The organism is Comamonas sp. GB3 AK4-5 (assembly GCF_041320665.1).
Classification (GTDB): Bacteria; Pseudomonadota; Gammaproteobacteria; order Burkholderiales; family Burkholderiaceae_C; genus Comamonas.
In genome coordinates, this window is record NZ_CP166730.1 from 3,154,952 (window position 1) to 3,173,373 (window position 18,422).

The 18,422-nt window shown below is 63.3% G+C and carries 18 protein-coding genes; 8 read left to right on the plus strand and 10 right to left on the minus strand.

The annotated features are described in order from the left end of the window. Positions 1-227 precede the first annotated feature (227 nt). The 4 genes from pssA to ACA027_RS14270 form a co-directional block, all read right to left on the minus strand. Positions 228-1,103, minus strand: coding sequence for a CDP-diacylglycerol--serine O-phosphatidyltransferase (gene pssA / locus ACA027_RS14255; RefSeq protein ID WP_370678875.1), 876 nt, complete (start codon positions 1,101-1,103; stop codon positions 228-230). Positions 1,104-1,337: 234 nt separating this feature from the next. Then, positions 1,338-2,354: a ketol-acid reductoisomerase gene (gene ilvC / locus ACA027_RS14260; protein WP_370678876.1), complete on the minus strand. Its 1,017-nt coding sequence runs from the start codon at positions 2,352-2,354 to the stop codon at positions 1,338-1,340. A 114-nt stretch (positions 2,355-2,468) separates the two neighbouring features. Then, positions 2,469-2,960, minus strand: a complete 492-nt coding sequence (gene ilvN / locus ACA027_RS14265) for an acetolactate synthase small subunit (protein WP_370678877.1) — start codon at positions 2,958-2,960, stop codon at positions 2,469-2,471. A 175-nt stretch (positions 2,961-3,135) separates the two neighbouring features. Next, positions 3,136-4,920: an acetolactate synthase 3 catalytic subunit gene (locus ACA027_RS14270; protein WP_370678878.1), complete on the minus strand. Its 1,785-nt coding sequence runs from the start codon at positions 4,918-4,920 to the stop codon at positions 3,136-3,138. Between the two features lie 267 nt (positions 4,921-5,187). Between ACA027_RS14270 and ACA027_RS14275 the strand changes: the two genes are divergently transcribed. The 6 genes from ACA027_RS14275 to ACA027_RS14300 all read left to right on the plus strand — a co-directional run bounded on the left by ACA027_RS14275 (position 5,188) and on the right by ACA027_RS14300 (position 8,806). After that, positions 5,188-5,757 carry an RNA polymerase sigma factor gene (locus ACA027_RS14275; protein ID WP_370678879.1) on the plus strand — a complete coding sequence of 190 codons (570 nt, stop codon included), beginning with the start codon at positions 5,188-5,190 and terminating at the stop codon, positions 5,755-5,757. Beyond that, positions 5,754-6,230 carry a DUF3619 family protein gene (locus ACA027_RS14280; RefSeq protein ID WP_370678880.1) on the plus strand — a complete coding sequence of 159 codons (477 nt, stop codon included), beginning with the start codon at positions 5,754-5,756 and terminating at the stop codon, positions 6,228-6,230. The genes ACA027_RS14275 and ACA027_RS14280 overlap by 4 nt, the downstream gene beginning before the upstream one ends. 20 nt (positions 6,231-6,250) lie before the next feature. Next, positions 6,251-7,114 (plus strand): DUF3106 domain-containing protein, encoded by an 864-nt coding sequence (locus ACA027_RS14285; protein WP_370678881.1) that lies wholly within the window; start codon positions 6,251-6,253, stop codon positions 7,112-7,114. 217 nt (positions 7,115-7,331) lie between these two features. Continuing rightward, positions 7,332-7,781, plus strand: coding sequence for an RDD family protein (locus ACA027_RS14290; protein WP_370682590.1), 450 nt, complete (start codon positions 7,332-7,334; stop codon positions 7,779-7,781). A gap of 11 nt (positions 7,782-7,792) precedes the next feature. Beyond that, positions 7,793-8,182: a diacylglycerol kinase gene (locus ACA027_RS14295; protein ID WP_370678882.1), complete on the plus strand. Its 390-nt coding sequence runs from the start codon at positions 7,793-7,795 to the stop codon at positions 8,180-8,182. Between the two features lie 21 nt (positions 8,183-8,203). Continuing rightward, entirely contained in the window at positions 8,204-8,806 is a 603-nt protein-coding gene (locus ACA027_RS14300) for a TIGR00730 family Rossman fold protein (protein WP_370678883.1), read from the plus strand. Between the two features lie 195 nt (positions 8,807-9,001). Here ACA027_RS14300 and ACA027_RS14305 read toward each other — a convergent pair whose 3' ends face one another. Both ACA027_RS14305 and ACA027_RS14310 read right to left on the minus strand, forming a co-directional pair. Beyond that, entirely contained in the window at positions 9,002-9,340 is a 339-nt protein-coding gene (locus ACA027_RS14305) for a P-II family nitrogen regulator (RefSeq protein ID WP_370678884.1), read from the minus strand. Positions 9,341-9,385: 45 nt separating this feature from the next. Beyond that, positions 9,386-11,038: an NAD+ synthase gene (locus ACA027_RS14310; RefSeq protein ID WP_370678885.1), complete on the minus strand. Its 1,653-nt coding sequence runs from the start codon at positions 11,036-11,038 to the stop codon at positions 9,386-9,388. Positions 11,039-11,103: 65 nt separating this feature from the next. On the opposite strand from ACA027_RS14310, the gene ACA027_RS14315 reads away from it, so the two are divergent. Continuing rightward, the gene (locus ACA027_RS14315; protein ID WP_370678886.1) at positions 11,104-12,711 is read left to right on the plus strand and encodes a GNAT family N-acetyltransferase; all 1,608 of its coding nucleotides are present in this window, start codon (positions 11,104-11,106) and stop codon (positions 12,709-12,711) included. A 108-nt stretch (positions 12,712-12,819) separates the two neighbouring features. Here ACA027_RS14315 and ACA027_RS14320 read toward each other — a convergent pair whose 3' ends face one another. The 4 genes from ACA027_RS14320 to ACA027_RS14335 form a co-directional block, all read right to left on the minus strand. Beyond that, a complete protein-coding gene (locus ACA027_RS14320) occupies positions 12,820-13,305 on the minus strand; it encodes a chemotaxis protein CheW (RefSeq protein WP_370678887.1) in 486 nt (161 codons plus the stop codon). A 225-nt stretch (positions 13,306-13,530) separates the two neighbouring features. Next, positions 13,531-15,264, minus strand: a complete 1,734-nt coding sequence (locus ACA027_RS14325; RefSeq protein ID WP_370678888.1) for a methyl-accepting chemotaxis protein — start codon at positions 15,262-15,264, stop codon at positions 13,531-13,533. Positions 15,265-15,479: 215 nt separating this feature from the next. Beyond that, entirely contained in the window at positions 15,480-16,007 is a 528-nt protein-coding gene (gene ppa / locus ACA027_RS14330; RefSeq protein ID WP_370678889.1) for an inorganic diphosphatase, read from the minus strand. Positions 16,008-16,174: 167 nt separating this feature from the next. Further along, positions 16,175-16,705: a DUF962 domain-containing protein gene (locus tag ACA027_RS14335; RefSeq protein ID WP_370678890.1), complete on the minus strand. Its 531-nt coding sequence runs from the start codon at positions 16,703-16,705 to the stop codon at positions 16,175-16,177. A gap of 259 nt (positions 16,706-16,964) precedes the next feature. On the opposite strand from ACA027_RS14335, the gene ACA027_RS14340 reads away from it, so the two are divergent. Beyond that, positions 16,965-18,398, plus strand: coding sequence for an aldehyde dehydrogenase family protein (locus ACA027_RS14340; RefSeq protein ID WP_370682591.1), 1,434 nt, complete (start codon positions 16,965-16,967; stop codon positions 18,396-18,398). The last annotated feature ends 24 nt before the right edge of the window (positions 18,399-18,422 follow it).

Below are 18,422 nucleotides of genomic sequence, written 5' to 3' on the forward strand. Positions count from 1 at the left end.
CGGAGAGATCTTTCTTTAGTGAATCAAGAAAAGTGGCCTGCCCCCAGCGACCCCACAAAACAAAACGGCCCGTCGCTGGTGCTGACGGGCCGTGGAAGTAGGGTGTTGACGCGCGCGCTACTGGCTCTGCCCGTTGGACATGGAGATTAGTAGGGCTAGCGACAGGTTTTGCATGCGGATCACTTTAGCACAGGTTTGGCGTTACGCTGTATTTTTTGCGCAGCGCATCAATCATCATGGTGCAGACCGCGCTCATCGGGCTCGTCTTTGGACGTTGCCACGATGCTCACCTGGTGGCCCTTGGAACGACGCCAGCCATAGATGATGTAGCCCGAAATCGAGTAACCCACAAAGATCAAAAACAGCATGGTGGCCGGCTCAATGCTCACCACACCGATCAACAGCGCGGCAGCCACCAGGAACACAAAGGGCACGCTGCGGCGCCCGCCGAAGTCCTTGAAGCTGTAGTAGGGAATATTGGTGACCATGGTCAGACCGGCAAACAAGGTGACGGCGAACATGATCCACGACAGATCGGCACGGTCCGTGGGATAGCCTCCAAACCAGGAGATCACCTCACCAAAAATCGGCACATCGCGGTGCGAGACCAGCAGCGCACTGGTCAACCATATGAAGCCGGCCACCAGGGCGGCCGCCGCAGGCGAAGGCATGCCCTGGAAGTAGCGCTTATCCACCACGCCGGTGTTGACGTTGAAACGCGCCAGGCGCAAAGCCGCACAGGCGCAATACACAAAGGCCGCAATCCAGCCCCAGCGACCCAACGGACGCAGCGCCCATTCATAGGCAATCAAGGCCGGCGCAGCACCAAAGGACACCATGTCGGACAGCGAATCCATTTGCTCGCCGAAGGCACTTTGGGTGTGCGTCATGCGCGCCACGCGGCCATCCAGACTGTCGAGCACCATGGCGCAGAACACGCCCACCGCAGCCAGCTCGAACTGGTTGTTCATGGCCATGACGATGGCGTAAAAGCCACCAAACAGCGCGGCCAGCGTGAACAGGTTGGGCAGGACATAAATGCCCTTGCGCAGCTTGCGCGGCATGCCCGTCCTGGTGTCGCCAGATCCATTCTCGTTTTGCATCAAACTCACCTCCTAAGCTACAGCTGCTTGCACAGAGAGCTATCAAAACCGTAGTATTTCAGGCGCTGACCCATGGCCGCACCCCATGGCCTGCAGTGTACCCGTGCTGCAACAGTCGGCTGCGCACCAATGGCTGTCACACCCGGTGCGTACGAAAAAAGCCACCCTTTCGGGTGGCTTTGGGCGTTGCGTGGCAGCGGGCAGCGGCAGGGCCGCCGCACCGCCACTGGGGCATCAGTTCTTGGACTGATCCACCAGCTTGTTCTTAGCGATCCAAGGCATCATGGAACGCAGCTGGCCACCGACCTTTTCGATAGCGTGGTCGGCGTTCTGGCGACGGCGGGCCGTCATCGATGGGTAGTTCAAGCGACCTTCGCTGATGAACATCTTGGCGTATTCACCGCTTTGGATGCGCTTCAGGGCATTGCGCATGGCCTTGCGCGATTCTTCGTTGATGACTTCGGGGCCGGTCACGTACTCACCATACTCAGCGTTGTTCGAGATGGAGTAGTTCATGTTGGCGATGCCGCCTTCATACATCAGGTCCACGATGAGCTTGAGCTCATGCAGGCACTCGAAATAGGCCATTTCTGGGGCGTAACCGGCTTCGGTCAGGGTTTCGAAGCCCATCTTCACCAGCTCCACCGCGCCGCCACACAGCACGGCCTGCTCGCCGAACAGGTCGGTCTCGGTTTCTTCCTTGAAGTCGGTTTCGATGATGCCGCCCTTGCCGCCGCCATTGGCCATGGCATAGGACAGTGCCACATCACGGGCCTTGCCGGACTTGTCTTGGTAGATGGCGATCAGGGAAGGCACACCGCCGCCCTTGAGGTACTCGGAGCGCACGGTGTGGCCGGGGCCCTTGGGGGCAATCATGATCACGTCCAGGTCAGCGCGGGGGATGACTTGGTTGTAGTGCACGTTGAAGCCGTGGGCAAAGGCCAGGGTGGCGCCTTGCTTGATGTTGGGCGCGACGTTGTTGTTGTACACCTCGGGGATGTTCTCGTCGGGCAGCAAAATCATGACCACGTCAGCGGCCTTCACGGCGTCGTTGACTTCCATGACCTTCAGGCCGGCCTTGCCGACCTTGTCCCAGGAGGCACCGCCCTTGCGCAGACCGACGACCACGTTCACGCCGGATTCGTTCAGGTTTTGTGCGTGGGCATGGCCTTGGCTGCCGTAGCCGATGATGGCCACGGTCTTGCCCTTGATCAGGCTCAGGTCACAGTCTTTGTCGTAGAAAACTTTCATGGTTGGCTCCAGTTGCTTGTTGGTGTGGGTGTTGGTTCAAAACAGGGGGATTGTGGATGACGGTGCGGATTGCACCGTCATGGCTGCATCAGCAGCACTCCACAGGCATGGGGTTTAGACGCGCAAGATGCGCTCGCCGCGGCCAATACCGCTGGCGCCGGTGCGCACAGTTTCCAAGATGGCGCTGCGGTCAATGGCTTGCAAGAAGGCATCGTTCTTGGACTGGTCACCGGTCAGCTCCACGGTGTAGCTTTTCTCGGTGACGTCGATGATGCGGCCACGGAAGATGTCGGCCATGCGCTTCATCTCTTCGCGCTCCTTGCCCACGGCACGCACCTTGACCATCATCAGCTCGCGCTCGGTGTAGGCACCTTCGGTGAGGTCCACCACCTTGACCACTTCGATCAGGCGGTTCAGGTGCTTGGTGATCTGCTCGATCACGTCGTCCGAACCGGTGGTCAGAATGGTCATGCGCGACAGCGATGGGTCCTCGGTGGGCGCCACGGTCAGCGATTCGATGTTGTAGCCGCGGGCCGAGAACAGGCCGACCACACGCGACAGGGCTCCGGGCTCGTTTTCGAGCAGCACGGCAATAATGTGTTTCATCTGCAGATTCCTCTTTTTGCTGCCCTCCCCCGGCGCCGGTAAGCGGCGGGCTTGGCAGACAATAGATTCGTCAATTTAGGAGCGCTTACCGCAGGCACAGCCTGGATTTGCGCGTTCAAACACTCGGAAACCAGCGGTATAGAAGCTATGACCGCTATGGTTTCCAAAGCGTGGCTTACAGGTCGTCGGCGCCCAGCAGCATCTCGGTGATGCCCTTGCCCGCCTGGACCATGGGGAAGACGTTTTCCGTGGGATCGGTGCGGAAGTCCAGGAACACGGTCTTGCCCTCTTCGCGCACGATGCGACGGGCTTCGCGCAGCGCGCCCTCCACCTGTGCCGGGTCTTCGATCAGCATGCCGCGGTGGCCATAGGCCTCGGCCAGCTTGACGAAGTCGGGCAGCGAATCCATATAGCTGTGGCTGTAGCGGCCGGAGTATTCAATCTCCTGCCACTGGCGCACCATGCCCAGGAAGCGGTTGTTCAACGCGCAGATCACCACCGGCGTGTTGTACTGGAAGCAGGTCGCCAGCTCCTGGATGTTCATCTGGATGGAGCCCTCACCGGTGATGCAGAACACCTCGGCGTCGGGCTTGGCCAGCTTGATGCCCATGGCGTAAGGCAGGCCCACGCCCATGGTACCCAGGCCGCCGGAGTTGATCCAGCGACGCGGCTCGTCAAAGCGGTAGTACTGCGCGGCCCACATCTGGTGCTGACCCACGTCGGACGTGATGTAGCAATCCGCGTCCTTGGTCATCTTCCACAGCGTTTCCACCACAAACTGCGGCTTGATCACGCTGCCATCACCATGGCTGTAGTTCAGGCACTCGCGGCTGCGCCAGCTTTCGATGGTCTCCCACCACTGGCCCAACGCGGCCGCATCGGGCTTGGCCGCAGCCTCGCGGATCATGCTGATCAGCTCGCCCAGCACATCCTTCACATCGCCCACGATGGGAACATCCACCTTCACCCGCTTGGAGATGGAGGATGGATCGATGTCGATGTGGATGATCTTGCGCTCCACCGACATGAAATGCTTGGGGTTGCCAATCACACGGTCGTCAAAGCGCGCACCCACGGCCAGCAGCACATCGCAGTTCTGCATGGCGTTGTTGGCTTCGATGGTGCCGTGCATGCCCAGCATGCCCAGGAATTTCTTGTCGCTGGCCGGGTAAGCACCCAGGCCCAGCAAGGTATGCGTGACCGGGTAGCCCAGCAGGTCCACCAGGGTGCGCAGCTCGTTGCAGGCATTGCCCAGCAACACACCACCACCGGTGTAGATATAGGGGCGCTTGGCGGCCAGCAACAACTGCAGCGCCTTGCGGATCTGGCCGGAGTGACCCTTCTTCACCGGGTTGTAGGAGCGCATTTCCACGCTCTGCGGGTAGCCGGCGTAGGCGGCCTTCTTGAAGGACACGTCCTTGGGAATATCCACCACCACAGGCCCCGGGCGACCGGTGCGGGCGATGTGGAAAGCCTTCTTCATCGTGGCCGCGATATCGCGCACATCCTTGACCAGGAAGTTGTGCTTGACCACCGGGCGCGTGATGCCCACGGTGTCGCATTCTTGGAAGGCGTCGGTGCCGATGTAGTTGGTGGAGGTCTGGCCGCTGATCACAACCAGGGGAATGGAGTCGGTATAGGCCGTCGCAATGCCGGTGACGGCATTCGTCAGACCGGGGCCGGAGGTGACCAGGGCCACGCCGACTTCACCCGTGGCACGGGCAAAACCATCTGCCGCATGCACAGCCGCCTGTTCGTGGCGCACCAGCACATGCTGAATCGAATCTTGTTTGTAGAGCGCGTCGTAGATATACAACACCGCACCGCCGGGATAGCCCCACAGATGCTTGACGCCTTCGGCCTGCAAGGCCTTGACCAGAATTTCGGCACCCATCAATTCCTGGGTGCCCGTCTGCGTGGAAGCAGCAGCTGCAGACAGCTCGGCCTTGGAGATTTCCATGATCAACCTTTGTGAATTTCTCTAACGAAAAACCTTGGGTGCCCCTGGCCGCCTCCTTGTGGGAGTGGTTCAGGACTTAGGGCCAAGGACATGGGCGAAATGAGTAAACGCCGGACCGTGACCTGTTTGCCTTTTTGAAATGCAGCGCACATTATCGCACTGCAACAAGCGTTTGTGCCAACTGCGGCAGGAATTCGTAGGCAAATGCGATAATCATGTCTTTCCTCCCGGCTGCCAGGCAGCCTGCGACCTCTCTCCCGCCCTGTTTTGGCCACCGAATCCGAACTGTCCCAATTTCTCAAAGACGTGGAAAAGCGCGCTTTTAAGCGTGCGATCTTCCACGTTCGCGACGAGGACGCCGCACTGGACATCGTGCAAGACAGCATGATCAAGCTGTCCCAGCACTACGGAGACAAGCCGGCCAACGAGCTGCCCATGCTGTTCCAGCGCATCTTGTCGAACTGCACGCTGGACTGGTTCCGCCGCCAAAAGACACGCAACGCCCTGTTCACCAACATCGGCGACCTGGAGCAGCGCGACGGCGAAGACGACGGCTACAACTGGCTGGAAACCCATGCCAACAGCAGTGGCGGAGAAACCGTACAAAGTGCCGAAGACACGACACAGCGCGCACAGATTTTGCAAAGCATAGAAAAAGAGATACAAGAATTGCCAGCACGTCAACGCGAGGCTTTCCTGCTGCGTTATTGGGAGGAGATGGATGTCGCTGAAACCGCTGCGGCCATGGGCTGCTCCGAAGGCAGTGTAAAAACACATTGTTTCCGCGCCATCCAAACCCTCAGTAAGGCTCTGAAGGCCAAAGGAATCGAGCTATGAATACCGCCTCTTACCTGGAAAGCGCTGTCGACCAATTCGGCAGCAAGATCGCTGCGCGCCTGACCGCTGGCGAGGCGGACTTGCCTTATGTGGTCACCGAGCGCCTGCGCGCCTCCCGCGAGCAGGCCCTGGCCGTGCGCAAGCGCGACGCCCTACTGCTCGTCCAACCGCTGCAAGAAGCATCCCTGCACACCATCCAGATCGGCGCCGACGGCTCCGCCACAATGGGCACAGCCCCTGCGGGCATGGGCTGGGGCCTGCCCCAGTGGCTGCGCACCGCCCTCACCGCCCTACCCATCGCAGCCATGGTGGCCGGCATTGCCTTTATCGGCGTGCAGCAAGACAGCAGCACCACCACCGAAGTGGCCGAGCTCGACACCGAACTGCTGACCGACGCCCTGCCGCCTGACGCCTACAGCGACCCAGGCTTTATCCAATACCTGCAAAGCCAGCCCGGTACCGCTGCGCACTGAACACGACCCCCACCGACTGCATGCACACCAGAGCACCGAGCGCCGCCACTTCCCCCTCCCTGCGTGCTGCCACCACCGTGGCGGTAGCTGTGCTGTTGGGCCTGGCGATCGGCGGTGGCTGGGCAGTGTCGCAGGCGCGCATGGCGCCCAGCGCCGTTCCGGCCGATCTCTCGGTCCCCGGCCCGGCGGGCACTCCTCACAGCTCGCTGGCGGCCAGCACCCACCAGGAGCTGCAGCGCTCCAACTCCGGCCCGCAATGGCGTGAGCTGTCCAAGCCGCAGCAACGGGTGCTGGAACCTCTCCAGGAGCGCTGGAGCAATATGGCCGAGCTCACCAAGCGTCGCTGGATGAGCTTGGCCGATGGCTTTGACCAACTCCAGCCCGAAGACCAGGAAAAACTGCACCGCCGCATGCAGACCTGGGCCAGCCTCAGCGCCCAGCAGCGCAACCAGGCCCGCTTGAACTTTTTCGCCAGCCGCCAGCTGTCCTCCGAGGAGCTGCAGGCCAAATGGGATGCCTACCAGGCCTTGAGCGACGAGGAAAAACGTCGCCTGGCGGCCAAGGCAGCGCCCAAGAGCCATGGCGCGGCCACCGCGCTGCGCGTGCCGGCCAAGCGCAAGCTGGCCACCATTCCGGCCGCCAACGCACCATCTGCCAACGTGGCCAATCCACCCAAGATTCCGCCGCATCCGCCGGCAGCCCTGCCACATCCCTTCCCCGATGCGCCCGTGCAGACCGCTCCCGTCGTGACACCGCAAGCAGCGCCAGTGATCAACCTGCCGCCTTTGGGCGACAATGCCCCCGTGCAACAGACTGAAACACCGCAAAGCGGGGCGGTCTATTCACCACACCCGGACTTCCCCCCCATTCATTCCCCACAGTAAGCGTGGTTCACGCGCCCCGCAAACCACCGGTTTGCACTTGAAACGAGGCCTTTGCCCCCAGCAGTACACGCAGTACGGCCAGGCAAAGCAGCCACAGATCGCGGGCCTTGTCGACAGCGCTGTGCACTGCGGTTTTTTGTTCCCGCCCCTTGTGAACGCACTGCCTCCATCTTCTTCCGCCATTTCCAGCCTGTCCGCTCCCAGCCTACGCCGCCGCATGGCCTGCTGGCTGTATGAAGGCTTGCTGCTGTTCGCCCTGCTGTTCATTGCCGTGCTGGCACAAGGGGTGCTGGCCTTGCTCCTTCCCGTCCTGCAAAGCGCGCAGGCACTGCAAGTGCTGCTGTTTTTGGTGTTCGGCGCCTATTTCACCTGGTTCTGGAGCCGATCGGGCCAGACCCTGGCCATGAAGACCTGGCATCTGCGCGTGGTCGATACCCATGGCCGCCCCCTCACCCGGGTGCGTGCGCTGGCACGCTATGCGCTGTGCTGGCTGTGGTTTCTGCCGCCACTGGCTGCAGCAGCACCGTTTCACCTGCCTGCAGCAGAAAACACGGTCATTGTGCTTGGCTGGGTGGCCGTATGGGCCCTGCTGAGCCGCTTCCACCCCCAGCGCCAGTTCCTGCACGATGTGCTGGCAGGTACCCGCCTGATCAGCACCCGCCCCTGAGCTTTTCTGCCATGTCCCCCCCACCTTTTCAGAACCTGCAAAAACAACGCACCGGTCTGCGCCGCATGTGGCATGCGCTGACCTTCTCCCGCGATGGCCTGTGCGCAGCCTGGCAGGAGAAGGCCTTCCGCACCGAAGCCAGCCTCTGCCTGCTGCTGTTGCCCCTGGGCCTGTGGCTGGGCCAAAGCTGGCTGGAGCGCATATTCCTGGTGGCCACGCTGGTGCTGGTGCTGGTGACGGAGCTGCTCAACAGCGCCGTGGAGGCTGCCATCGACCGCTATGGCCCCGAGTGGCATGCCCTGTCCAAGGCCGCCAAGGACATGGGCAGCGCCGCCGTGCTGCTGACCTTGGTGCTCTGTGTCTGCGCCTTTGCGGCAGCGGCCTACGCCCGCTTTGCCTGACCATCCCCACCAAATCTCTCCATGACTGCAACCGCCTCCCCCCATTTCTCCATCTGCGTGTACTGCGGCTCCCGCCCCGGCGCCGACGCCAGCTATGCCGACGCGGCCCGGGCCGTGGGCCAGTGGATTGGCTCCCATGGCGGCCAGCTGGTCTACGGCGGCGGGCGCACCGGCCTGATGGGCATCGTGGCCGAAGCCACGCGCCAGGCCGGTGGGCGCGTGGTCGGCATCATCCCCCAGGCCCTGGTGGACAAGGAACTGGCCAACAGCGCTTGCGATGAGCTGCACATCGTGGCCAATATGCATGAGCGCAAGGCCATGATGGCCGAACGCAGCCACGCCTTCCTGGCCTTGCCCGGCGGCATTGGCACCTTCGAGGAACTGTTCGAAGTCTGGACCTGGCGTCAGCTGGGCTACCACGACAAGCCCATAGGCTTGCTGAATGTGGCCGGCTATTACGACACCATGCTGCAGTTTCTGCAGCAAACCGTGGACCATGGCTTCATGGGTGACTGGCAGATGGAGTTGATACGCCACGACCACCAGGTGGAGCCGCTGCTGCAGTCCATGGTGCAGGCCGCTGGCCTGGCCCCGGAAAGCCAGGACCTGCGCGGAAAAATCTAGGCGCTTGTTTGCAGGATTTTCTGCGAAGCCTGCCGACCTCCTTGGCGCACTTTTCGGTGCACCCATGCAACGCTCGCTGACCGGTACAGGCCCTCTCCTGCCGGCAGCAAAAATCTGCCCCTCGCAGCTTCCGTGCTGAGCCCCACAAAAAAAGCAGCCTATATGGCTGCTTTTCTTTGCACGGTCTGCACGCCCTCAGATGGCAGCGTTGTCCAGATCACCGGTGCGTATGCGCACCACACGCTCCACCGGCGAGACAAAGATCTTGCCGTCACCAATCTTGCCGGTGCGTGCCGCGGCCACCACGGCGTCCACGCAGCGGTCCACATCTTCCGAAGCCACCACCACCTCGATCTTCACCTTGGGCAGAAAATCCACCACGTACTCGGCACCGCGGTAGAGCTCGGTATGGCCTTTTTGGCGGCCAAAGCCCTTGACCTCCGTCACAGTCAGGCCCGTCACGCCGCATTCGGCCAGTGCCTCGCGCACTTCCTCCAGCTTGAACGGCTTGATGATGGCGGTGATCATTTTCATGGTGTGTACTCCAGACAAAATTTCAATTCAAAAGCCGTTCTGCCCTCAGGCACGGAAGGCATTGGTGATGGGATAGCGCCAGTCCTTGCCAAAGCTGCGCGGCGAGACCCTGATGCCCACCGGCGCCTGGCGGCGCTTGTATTCGTTGATGCGGATCAGCCGCGTCACCCGGTCCACGTCTGCAGCCGGGTAGCCATCGGCCATCAGCGCCTCCATGGATTCGTCATTTTCCATGTAGCGCACGATGATGGCATCCAGCACCTCATAAGACGGCAGACTGTCCTGGTCCTTCTGGTCCGGGCGCAGCTCGGCACTGGGCGGGCGGGTAATGATGCGCTCGGGAATGGGATTGGCGCCCGTGCCATAGGGGTCGTTGGCATTGCGCCAGCGTGCCAGGTCGAACACCCGGGTCTTGAGCACATCCTTGATGACGGCAAAGCCGCCGGCCATGTCGCCATACAACGTGCAGTAGCCCGTGGCCATCTCGCTCTTGTTCCCCGTGGTCAACACCACGCTGCCATGTTTGTTGGACAAGGCCATCAGCAAGGTGCCGCGAATGCGGGCCTGCAGATTCTCTTCGGTGGTGTCTTCGGCCAGGCCGGCAAAGTCGGTGGCCAGCGCAGCCTGAAAGGCCTCAAACTGCGGGGCAATGGAAATTTCGTCATAGCGCACGCCCAGACGCTCGGCCATGTCGCGCGCATCGATCCAGCTGATATCGGCCGTGTAGGGCGAAGGCATCATCACCGTGCGAATCTTGTCGGCGCCCAGCGCGTCCACGGCAATCGCCAGCACCAAAGCCGAATCGATCCCCCCCGACAGGCCCAGCAGCGCGCCGGGAAAACGGTTTTTGCCCACATAGTCGCGCACGCCCAGCACCAGGGCATCCCACAGCGCGGCATCCGGCGTCTGCAGCAGGCTGACCTCACCCGCCAGCAGCACCCCACCCTGCACCCGCGTGGCACGCACGGCGGCCAGGCTTTCGCGGAATGAGGGTGCACGCATGACCACATCGCCCCGCCCGCTCACGGCCACGCTGCCACCGTCAAACACCAGCTCGTCCTGCCCGCCCACCAGATGGGCATAGACCAGGGGCAGGCCGGTTTCGGCCGCACGCTGCGCCAGCACGCGCTCGCGCTCTTCTTGCTTGTGGTGGTGAAAAGGCGAGGCATTCAGCACCGCCAGCAGCTGCGCGCCCTCGGCCTTGGCGGCCGTGGCCGGCGCACTTTGCCAGGCGTCTTCGCAAATCAGCAGGCCCACGTTCACCCCTGCCACATCCACCACGCAGCTGTGCGCGCCGGCCACAAAGTGGCGCTGTTCGTCGAACACGCTGTAATTGGGCAGGCATTGCTTGTGGTAGCTGCGCTCCACTTGGCCTTGGCGCAACACACTGGCTGTGTTGTAGCGGCGCTGCTCACTCTCCAGCGGCACCACGCAAGGGTGGCCCACCACCAGCGTCAAACCCGGCCAGGCCTGGGTGGCCTGGGCAATGCGCGCCAGTTCGCGGTCGCAGGCTGCCTGGAAAGCGGGGCGCAAATACAGGTCTTCTGCCGCATAGCCGCTCAGTGCCAGCTCCGGGGTGAGCAGCAACTGCGCCCCTTCGGCATAGGCCTGGGTGGCGGCATCAATGATTTTCTGGGCATTGCCGGGCAGGTCGCCCACGACAAAGTTCAGCTGGGCGATGCGGATGGAAAGCGTCATGGAAGGCGATGGGGCCGAGGCGGCCTGCATAAACTGTGCGGAACGAGACCTGACCTACGCCCCGCATGACTGAAAAGACCATTATCACCCGCGTGTTTGCTGCCGTGCAGGAGATTGCTGCAACAGCCTGGGACGCATTGTTGGCACAACAGGCCACGCCCACCCCTTTCATGCGCCATGCCTATCTGGCCGCGCTGCAGCAAAGCGGTAGCGCCACCGCAGACACCGGCTGGGACGCGCGCTTCATCACGCTCTGGCAATCCGGCCCGCAAGGCGAGCAGTTGCTGGCGGCCTGCCCGCTGTATGTCAAAAACCACTCCTGGGGCGAATATGTGTTTGACATGGCCTGGGCCCGTGCCTACGACGCACATGGACTGCCCTACTACCCCAAGGCCGTGGTGGCCGTGCCCTTTACCCCGGTGCCGGGCAGCCGCCTGCTGGCAACCAGCCCGCAATGGCGGGTGCAGCTGGTGCACACCGTGCAAGCCTGGTGCGCAGAACAAGGCCTGTCTTCCGCCCATGTGCTGTTTGGCGATGCCACTGACCACGATGCGCTGCGGCAGGCAGGCTGGATGGCGCGCTCTGGCGTGCAATTCCACTGGAAGAACATGACCCCCACGCTCCCCACTGCGTGTGGTTCGCTGCCCCCCGAGGGGGCCGCATCCGACTTGGGGCGGCCCGGCGGCGGATGGACCCCCACGCTCCCCGCTGCAGGTGGTTCGCTGCCCCCCGAGGGGGCCGCATCCGACTTGGGGCGGCCCGGCGGCGAATGGACCCCCACGCTCCCCGCTGCAGGTGGTTCGCTGCCCCCCGAGGGGGCCGCATCCGACTTGGGGCGACCCGGCGGCGAATGGGCCCCTACCCTCCCCACTGCGTGTGGTTCACTGCCCCCCGAGGGGGCCGCAGGGCGTGATTTGATACCCAACACGGGCAGGCCCTATGTCGATTTCGACGATTTCCTGGCCGGCCTGCAACAGGCCAAGCGCAAGAAAATCCGCCAGGAACGCCAGAAAGTGGCCCAGGCCGGCGTGCAATTCCAGGTCCGCGCCGGGCGCGAGATCAGCGAGCAGGACTGGGATTTTTTCTACGCCTGCTACGCCCAAACCTACCACGAGCATGGCAACCCGCCCTATCTGCAGCGCGACTTCTTCACCCGCATGGCGCGCGATCTGCCCGGCCACTGGGTACTCTTCATTGCCGAGCAGGCGGGCCGGCGCATGGCCTGTAGTTTGATAGCGGCCAGCGCTGATGCCACGCCACTTTCAGCATCAAAAGACACTGAAAACAGTGTCGTACAAGCGCAGACAGCTACTGAATCCGAAGCAACTCCCACAACCATGGCCCAGCCCCTGCGCGGTGCTACCGCCTATGGCCGCTACTGGGGCGCACTGGCACGGGTGGACTGTCTGCATTTCGAGGCCTGCTACTACCAGCCGCTGCAGTGGTGCATACAGCAGGGACTGGCCCGCTTTGAAGGCGGCGCCCAGGGTGAACACAAAATGGCCCGCGCCCTGTTGCCCGAGGCCACGGCCAGCTACCACTGGCTGGCCCACCCGGCCTTTGCCGATGCGGTAGGACGTTTTCTGGAACGTGAGGGCGAAGGCATGGCCCACTATATGCAAGAGCTAGAGCAGCACAGCCCCCTGCGTCAAGCTGCACCACTGATCCGGTAGCGGTGCAGCTTGGCGCATGCAACTGGCGCGCCCCAAGTCAGAGACGGCCAGCAAGGGCCGCCCCGCAGCAAAGGCCGTCGTCCCCTTGAGGGGAAGCCGCGCAGCGGCTCAGGGGGGTGTCACTTCACTCACCGCGCGCAGCAAGCCCATATCGGCAGAGCCCAGCAAGGCGGCGATATCCACCACGATCAGCATGCGCTCATCCAGCTTGGCAATGCCCTTGATGAAAGCGCTGTCGACCTGGGCCTGCAGCTGCGGCGCGGGCTTGAGGGCGTCTGGCGGCAGGCGTACCACATCGGCCACGGCATCCACCACGGCACCCAGCACGGTGGTGCCCACATTCAAAATAATGACCACGGTGAAGGGCGTGTACTCCGCCTGTTCGCAGTTCAGCTTGAGCCGCAAATCCACAATGGGCACGATCACGCCGCGCAGATCAATCACGCCCTTGATATAGGACGGCGCATGCGCAATGCGGGTGGGCTGCTCATAGGAGCGGATTTCCTGCACCCGCAAAATATCGATGCCATATTCCTCTTCCCCCAGCCGGAACGTGAGGCACTCCGAGTAATGGCTGTTGCTGGCTGCGGTCATCTCACTCCTCCCCGGCCCTGTGGCCGCACGGTGATGGCTTGGTGGTGTGCACGGCATGGGCCGTGCGGGTGTTCTGTTGCAGGCTACTGCCTCGGGTTCTGTGGCAGCTTCTGCGGCCTTCCGCCCATCACATACGCTGGGCCGGACGGCTGCTAGAGTGGAACTTGGCCGACAGACGCTGTCAACCACAAAACCCCTGCGGCTGAACGCCTCGTCAGCCCCTGTTCAGAACTGCGACCAGTCGTCCTGCTCCTGCGGCAGCTGCGCCCTTGTGGATGCGGCGGCACCCAAGGCAGCAGCAGGCGCCGGCGAAGGCGAAGGGGCATAGGCATGACGAGGCGCGGCCACCACCTTGCGTGCCAGCGGCCTGGCCACCGCACCATCGGCAGTGCGAAAGCGCGCCACTGCCTGCACCAGGTCACCGGACTGGCGCTGCAGGCTGTCGGCCGCTGCCGCGCTTTGCTCCACCAGGGCCGCGTTTTGCTGGGTGGCCTGGTCCATTTGCGTGATGGCATGGGCCACCTGGGACACGCCCTCGCTTTGCTCGGTGCTGGCAGCGGTGATCTCGCCCACCAGATCGGTCACGCGGCGGATGGCGCCCACCACCTCCGCCATGGTGGTGCCGGCCTGGTCCACCTGGCGCGAGCCCTGCTCCACCTGGTGCACGCTGGCCTCGATCAGCTGCTTGATCTGCTTGGCGGCCTCGGCACTGCGCTGGGCCAGGGTGCGTACCTCGCCAGCCACCACGGCAAAACCCCGGCCCTGCTCACCGGCACGGGCTGCCTCCACGGCGGCATTCAGCGCCAGGATATTGGTCTGAAAGGCAATGCCGTCGATGACACCGATGATGTCGGCAATCTTGTGGCTGCTGTCATTGATGCCGCGCATGGTGGCTACCACCTCGCCCACCACCTCACCGCCATGGGCCGCCACCGTGGAGGCATTCACTGCCAGTTGGTTGGCCTGGCGGGCGCTTTCTGCGTTCTGGCGCACCGTGCCGCCGAGCTGGATCATGGCGGCAGAGGTCTGCTGCAACGCGCTGGCCTGCTCTTCCGTGCGGCTGGAGAGGTCGGCATTGCCCATGGCGATTTCCTCGCTGGCCGTGGCCACCGACTCGGCGTTGTGGCGCACATGCTGCACCACCTCGCCCAGGCTGCTGCGCATCTGGCCCAGGGCCTGGAGCAGCGCCCCCATCTCATCCTTGCCGCCAGCGGGCACGGTCTGGCTCAAATCGCCTTCGGCAATGCGGCGTGCCACATCCACCGCCTGGGCTGCAGGCCGCGTGATGGCGCGTGTGACCAACCAGGCGCACAGCAAGGCCAGTGCCACACTGGCCGCCAGGCCGGCCACCACCCACCACCAGGCGGCGACATAGACCTGCTGGCCTGCATGGCGAGCACGGTCTGCCTCTTCCAGGCTCAAGGCCATGAGCTTGCCCACGGTCTCGGCCATGGCCACAAAGTTTGCCTCGGCCTGGCCGGCATAGAGGTTGGAGACGGTATCGCCCAGCAGCAGGTCGCCGCTGCCCTGGGTGTAGTCCTTGGCCAGCGCCTCTTTCATGAACTGCGCATGGCTTTCCATATAGGTTTTGCGGTGCTGCTGGTAGGACTGCATCAGGGCCTGCTCGTTTGCAGAGCGGCGCAGCGACTCGAACGAGCGCTCGGTTTTCTCAATCCCCTCCAGCACCTTGTCGGCCTGCTGTGCAATCTGTTGCACCTCCGGCACGCTGGTGGCGTTGAGGATGCCGGCCTCCATGCGGCGATAGCGGTTCCACTGCCCGCGCAGATTGCCGGTGTCGGCCACGCTGGGCATGGCGTGGTCGCTGACCACCAGCATGGCGCTGTTCAGGCGCTGCAGCTGCCACAAGGACAAGCCGCCCACCACCAAGGTCAACACCAGCACCAGCGCAAAGCCACCAAACAACTTGGTGCCCACACGCATATCGGACCATTGCAACATTTGCGCTTCTCCCTGTAAGGAATGCCTTTTGGCATTCGCCCGCTCGCAGCGCACCCCACATGCGCCTCCCCACAGCAGGCGGGAGAATGTTACAAAAGAAAACGCGCGTTCTCTTTCGGGAAAGCGCGTTTTTAGAACATGTCGTCAGCTTCGCAGGCCCTGTCCAGAGCCTGCGCTGGTCTGCGGCGTCAGCCAAGGCCAGCAGCCGGGGCGGATCAGCCCTTGTAGGCAGCGATGCCGTCGGTGATTTCCTTGTGGGCCACGTCCACACCCTTCCAGCCCAGCACCTTGACCCACTTGCCCTTTTCCAGGTCCTTGTAGTGCTCGAAGAAATGGGAGATCTGCTGCAGCGTGATCTCGTGGATGTCGCTCAGGTGGTTGATCTTGTCGTAGGAAGGCAGCAGCTTTTGGGTGGGCACAGCCAGCACCTTGCCGTCCACGCCACCTTCGTCTTCCATCTGCAAAATGCCGATGGCGCGGCAGGGCACGACCACACCGGCAGGCAGGGGGAAGGGGGTCATCACCAGCACGTCCACGGGGTCACCGTCGCCAGCCAGGGTCTTGGGCACATAGCCGTAGTTCACGGGGTAGTGCATGGCAGTGCCCATGAAGCGGTCCACGAACAGGCAGCCGGTTTCCTTGTCCACTTCGTACTTCACGGGAGCGGAGTTGGCCGAGATTTCGATGACGACGTTGAAAACTTCAGGCGCCTTGGAGCCGGGGGTCACATTGTTCAAAGACATGGTGGTGATTAGTGAGAAGGTTGCAAACACGCGCCCCCAGCAAAGCCAAGGGCAAACCCAGGTATTTTAGGCGCTCACCCTTGCCAACTTCTTGCAGGCCTGCGGAATATCCGCATCCTCCGCCCTGCTCACCCCTTTTCACCCACGCTCCCCCAGCATCTGCTCCCTCAACGGGCCGGCGCCTGGCGCTGGTGCACCGGGCCGCTGCGGGCCTCCACCGCCTTCTGTACCTCGCGGCGCAGACCCAGGCCAAAGCCCAATTCCGCCATCACAAACAGCGGGCCGATCAGCAGGCCCACGATGTCGTCCATGAAGGCCGGCTTGCGCCCTTCCCACCAGTGGCCCACAAACTGGATCACCCAGCCCACGACAAAAATGCCCAGCCCCCAGCCCAGCCAGACTGCGGTGGACTCCCGGGCCAACGGCGCTGCCAGCGCCAGCATGGCCGCCAGCACCACGGCCATGGCCAGGCCATAGCGCAGGTCCAGCAGCATGTAATAGCAGCAGGCCAGCAGCGCCGCCGCCAGGGCCGGCGAACAGGGCAAGCCACCCAGGGCCGCCAGCTCCCAAGCCGGGCGCGACAGCAAGATCACCACGGCCCACAAAATCAGGGGCACACCCACGAAATGGGTGAGGATGTTGCGCGGGTCGCGGTGGTAGTCGGCGTACTGCGACAGCTGATCTGTCAAGGTTTTCATGGGAGCCTCCCAAAATGGACTTCGCATTGCAGCGAAAAGCACACCCGTGCACTTCGACCCATATTCCCGCGCCCGCTGCCCTTTGTCCACTGGGGGCATCCCGTCCTGCGGCAGGCTTGGGAAACTCCCGATCCCTCTGCTTTTGATAGCTGAATGTGCTTTCTGCATATGCGTTGGCGGGCTATTCATCATGAAAATTTGCACAGCGATGACGGCTGCGAGACTGGCCCGCCCGGTGCAGATCGCCACAATGGCCGGCATGCAATACCACTACATCGCCAATGCATCCGTCCCGTCCACCTCCGGCCGCACGATTGCGGTGGTCGATCCTTCGGACGGCCAGGTGTTTGAAGACATTCAACGCGGCAATGCCGAAGACGTGGACGCCGCCGTCTCTGCCGCGCGCCAGTGCTATGAGACCGTGTGGCGCAAGACCTCGGCCGTGGAACGCGGGCGGATGCTGATGCGCCTGTCCCGGCTGGTGCAAGAGCACGCCATGGAGTTGACGGCCATCGAGCAGCGCGACTGCGGCAAGCCCACCAAGCAGGCCCAGGCCGACACCCAGGCCCTGGCGCGCTACTTCGAGTTCTATGCCGGCGCCTGCGACAAGCTGCACGGCGACACCATTCCCTACCAGGAGGGTTACAGCGTGCTGACCTGGCGCGAGCCCCATGGCGTGACCGGCCATGTCGTGCCCTGGAACTACCCCATGCAGATTTTTGGCCGCTGCGTAGGCGCGGCCCTGGCTGCGGGCAATACCTGCGTGGTCAAACCGGCGGAAGACGCCTGCCTGTCCCTGCTGCGCGTGGCCCAGCTGGCCACGGAAGCCGGCTTTCCCCCCGGCTGCATCAACATCGTCACCGGCTACGGCCATGAGGCCGGAGACGCCCTGGCCCGCCACCCCGACGTCAACCACCTCAGCTTCACCGGCAGCCCCCATGTGGGCACGCTGATCCAGCAGGCCGCGGCCGAGCACCATATGCCTGTGACACTGGAGCTGGGTGGCAAAAGCCCGCAAATCGTGTTCGAGGATGCCGACCTGGACGCGGCCATCCCCACCCTGGTCAACGCCATCGTGCAAAACGCCGGCCAGACCTGCTCGGCCGGCTCGCGCCTGCTGGTGCAACGCAGCATCTACGAACCGCTGCTGGAGCGCCTGGGCCAGGCCTTTGCCGCGCTGCGCGTGGGCCCGGCCGCCATGGACCTGGACGTGGGCCCCTTGATTCGCCAAAGCCAGCAGCAGCGCGTGTGGGATTTTCTGTCCGATGCCCAAGTGGCCGGCATCCCCGTGGTGGCCCAGGGCCAGATCGTGGATGAGGCGCCCGAAACCGGCTTCTACCAGGCCCCCACCCTGCTGCGCGATGTGCCGCCCGAGCACCGGCTGGCCCAGGAAGAAGTCTTTGGCCCGGTGCTGGCCGCCATGGCTTTTGACGATGAGGCCGATGCGATTCGTCTGGCCAATGGCACGCAATTCGGCCTGGTAGCCGGCGTGTGGACGCGCGACGGCGCACGCCAGTTCCGCATGGCGCGGGCGTTGCGCTGCGGCCAGGTCTTCATCAACAACTACGGCGCTGGCGGCGGTGTGGAGCTGCCCTTTGGCGGCGTCAAATCCAGCGGCCATGGCCGTGAAAAAGGCTTTGAGGCCTTGTACGGCTTTACCGTACTCAAGACCGTGGCCTTGCGCCACGGCTGATGCCTAGCCCATGCACAGCGTGGC

What these genes read in the sequence shown, in the direction of transcription:
- pssA (WP_370678875.1), bottom strand. Translation starts at nt 1,103, where the DNA reads ATGCAAAACGAGAATGGATCTGGCGACACCAGGACGGGCATGCCGCGC.
- ilvC (WP_370678876.1), bottom strand. Translation starts at nt 2,354, where the DNA reads ATGAAAGTTTTCTACGACAAAGACTGTGACCTGAGCCTGATCAAGGGC.
- ilvN (WP_370678877.1), bottom strand. Translation starts at nt 2,960, where the DNA reads ATGAAACACATTATTGCCGTGCTGCTCGAAAACGAGCCCGGAGCCCTG.
- ACA027_RS14270 (WP_370678878.1), bottom strand. Translation starts at nt 4,920, where the DNA reads ATGGAAATCTCCAAGGCCGAGCTGTCTGCAGCTGCTGCTTCCACGCAG.
- ACA027_RS14280 (WP_370678880.1), top strand. Translation starts at nt 5,754, where the DNA reads ATGAATACCGCCTCTTACCTGGAAAGCGCTGTCGACCAATTCGGCAGC.
- ACA027_RS14285 (WP_370678881.1), top strand. Translation starts at nt 6,251, where the DNA reads ATGCACACCAGAGCACCGAGCGCCGCCACTTCCCCCTCCCTGCGTGCT.
- ACA027_RS14290 (WP_370682590.1), top strand. Translation starts at nt 7,332, where the DNA reads ATGGCCTGCTGGCTGTATGAAGGCTTGCTGCTGTTCGCCCTGCTGTTC.
- ACA027_RS14295 (WP_370678882.1), top strand. Translation starts at nt 7,793, where the DNA reads ATGTCCCCCCCACCTTTTCAGAACCTGCAAAAACAACGCACCGGTCTG.
- ACA027_RS14300 (WP_370678883.1), top strand. Translation starts at nt 8,204, where the DNA reads ATGACTGCAACCGCCTCCCCCCATTTCTCCATCTGCGTGTACTGCGGC.
- ACA027_RS14305 (WP_370678884.1), bottom strand. Translation starts at nt 9,340, where the DNA reads ATGAAAATGATCACCGCCATCATCAAGCCGTTCAAGCTGGAGGAAGTG.
- ACA027_RS14310 (WP_370678885.1), bottom strand. Translation starts at nt 11,038, where the DNA reads ATGACGCTTTCCATCCGCATCGCCCAGCTGAACTTTGTCGTGGGCGAC.
- ACA027_RS14315 (WP_370678886.1), top strand. Translation starts at nt 11,104, where the DNA reads ATGACTGAAAAGACCATTATCACCCGCGTGTTTGCTGCCGTGCAGGAG.
- ACA027_RS14320 (WP_370678887.1), bottom strand. Translation starts at nt 13,305, where the DNA reads ATGACCGCAGCCAGCAACAGCCATTACTCGGAGTGCCTCACGTTCCGG.
- ACA027_RS14325 (WP_370678888.1), bottom strand. Translation starts at nt 15,264, where the DNA reads ATGTTGCAATGGTCCGATATGCGTGTGGGCACCAAGTTGTTTGGTGGC.
- ppa (WP_370678889.1), bottom strand. Translation starts at nt 16,007, where the DNA reads ATGTCTTTGAACAATGTGACCCCCGGCTCCAAGGCGCCTGAAGTTTTC.
- ACA027_RS14335 (WP_370678890.1), bottom strand. Translation starts at nt 16,705, where the DNA reads ATGAAAACCTTGACAGATCAGCTGTCGCAGTACGCCGACTACCACCGC.
- ACA027_RS14340 (WP_370682591.1), top strand. Translation starts at nt 16,965, where the DNA reads ATGCAATACCACTACATCGCCAATGCATCCGTCCCGTCCACCTCCGGC.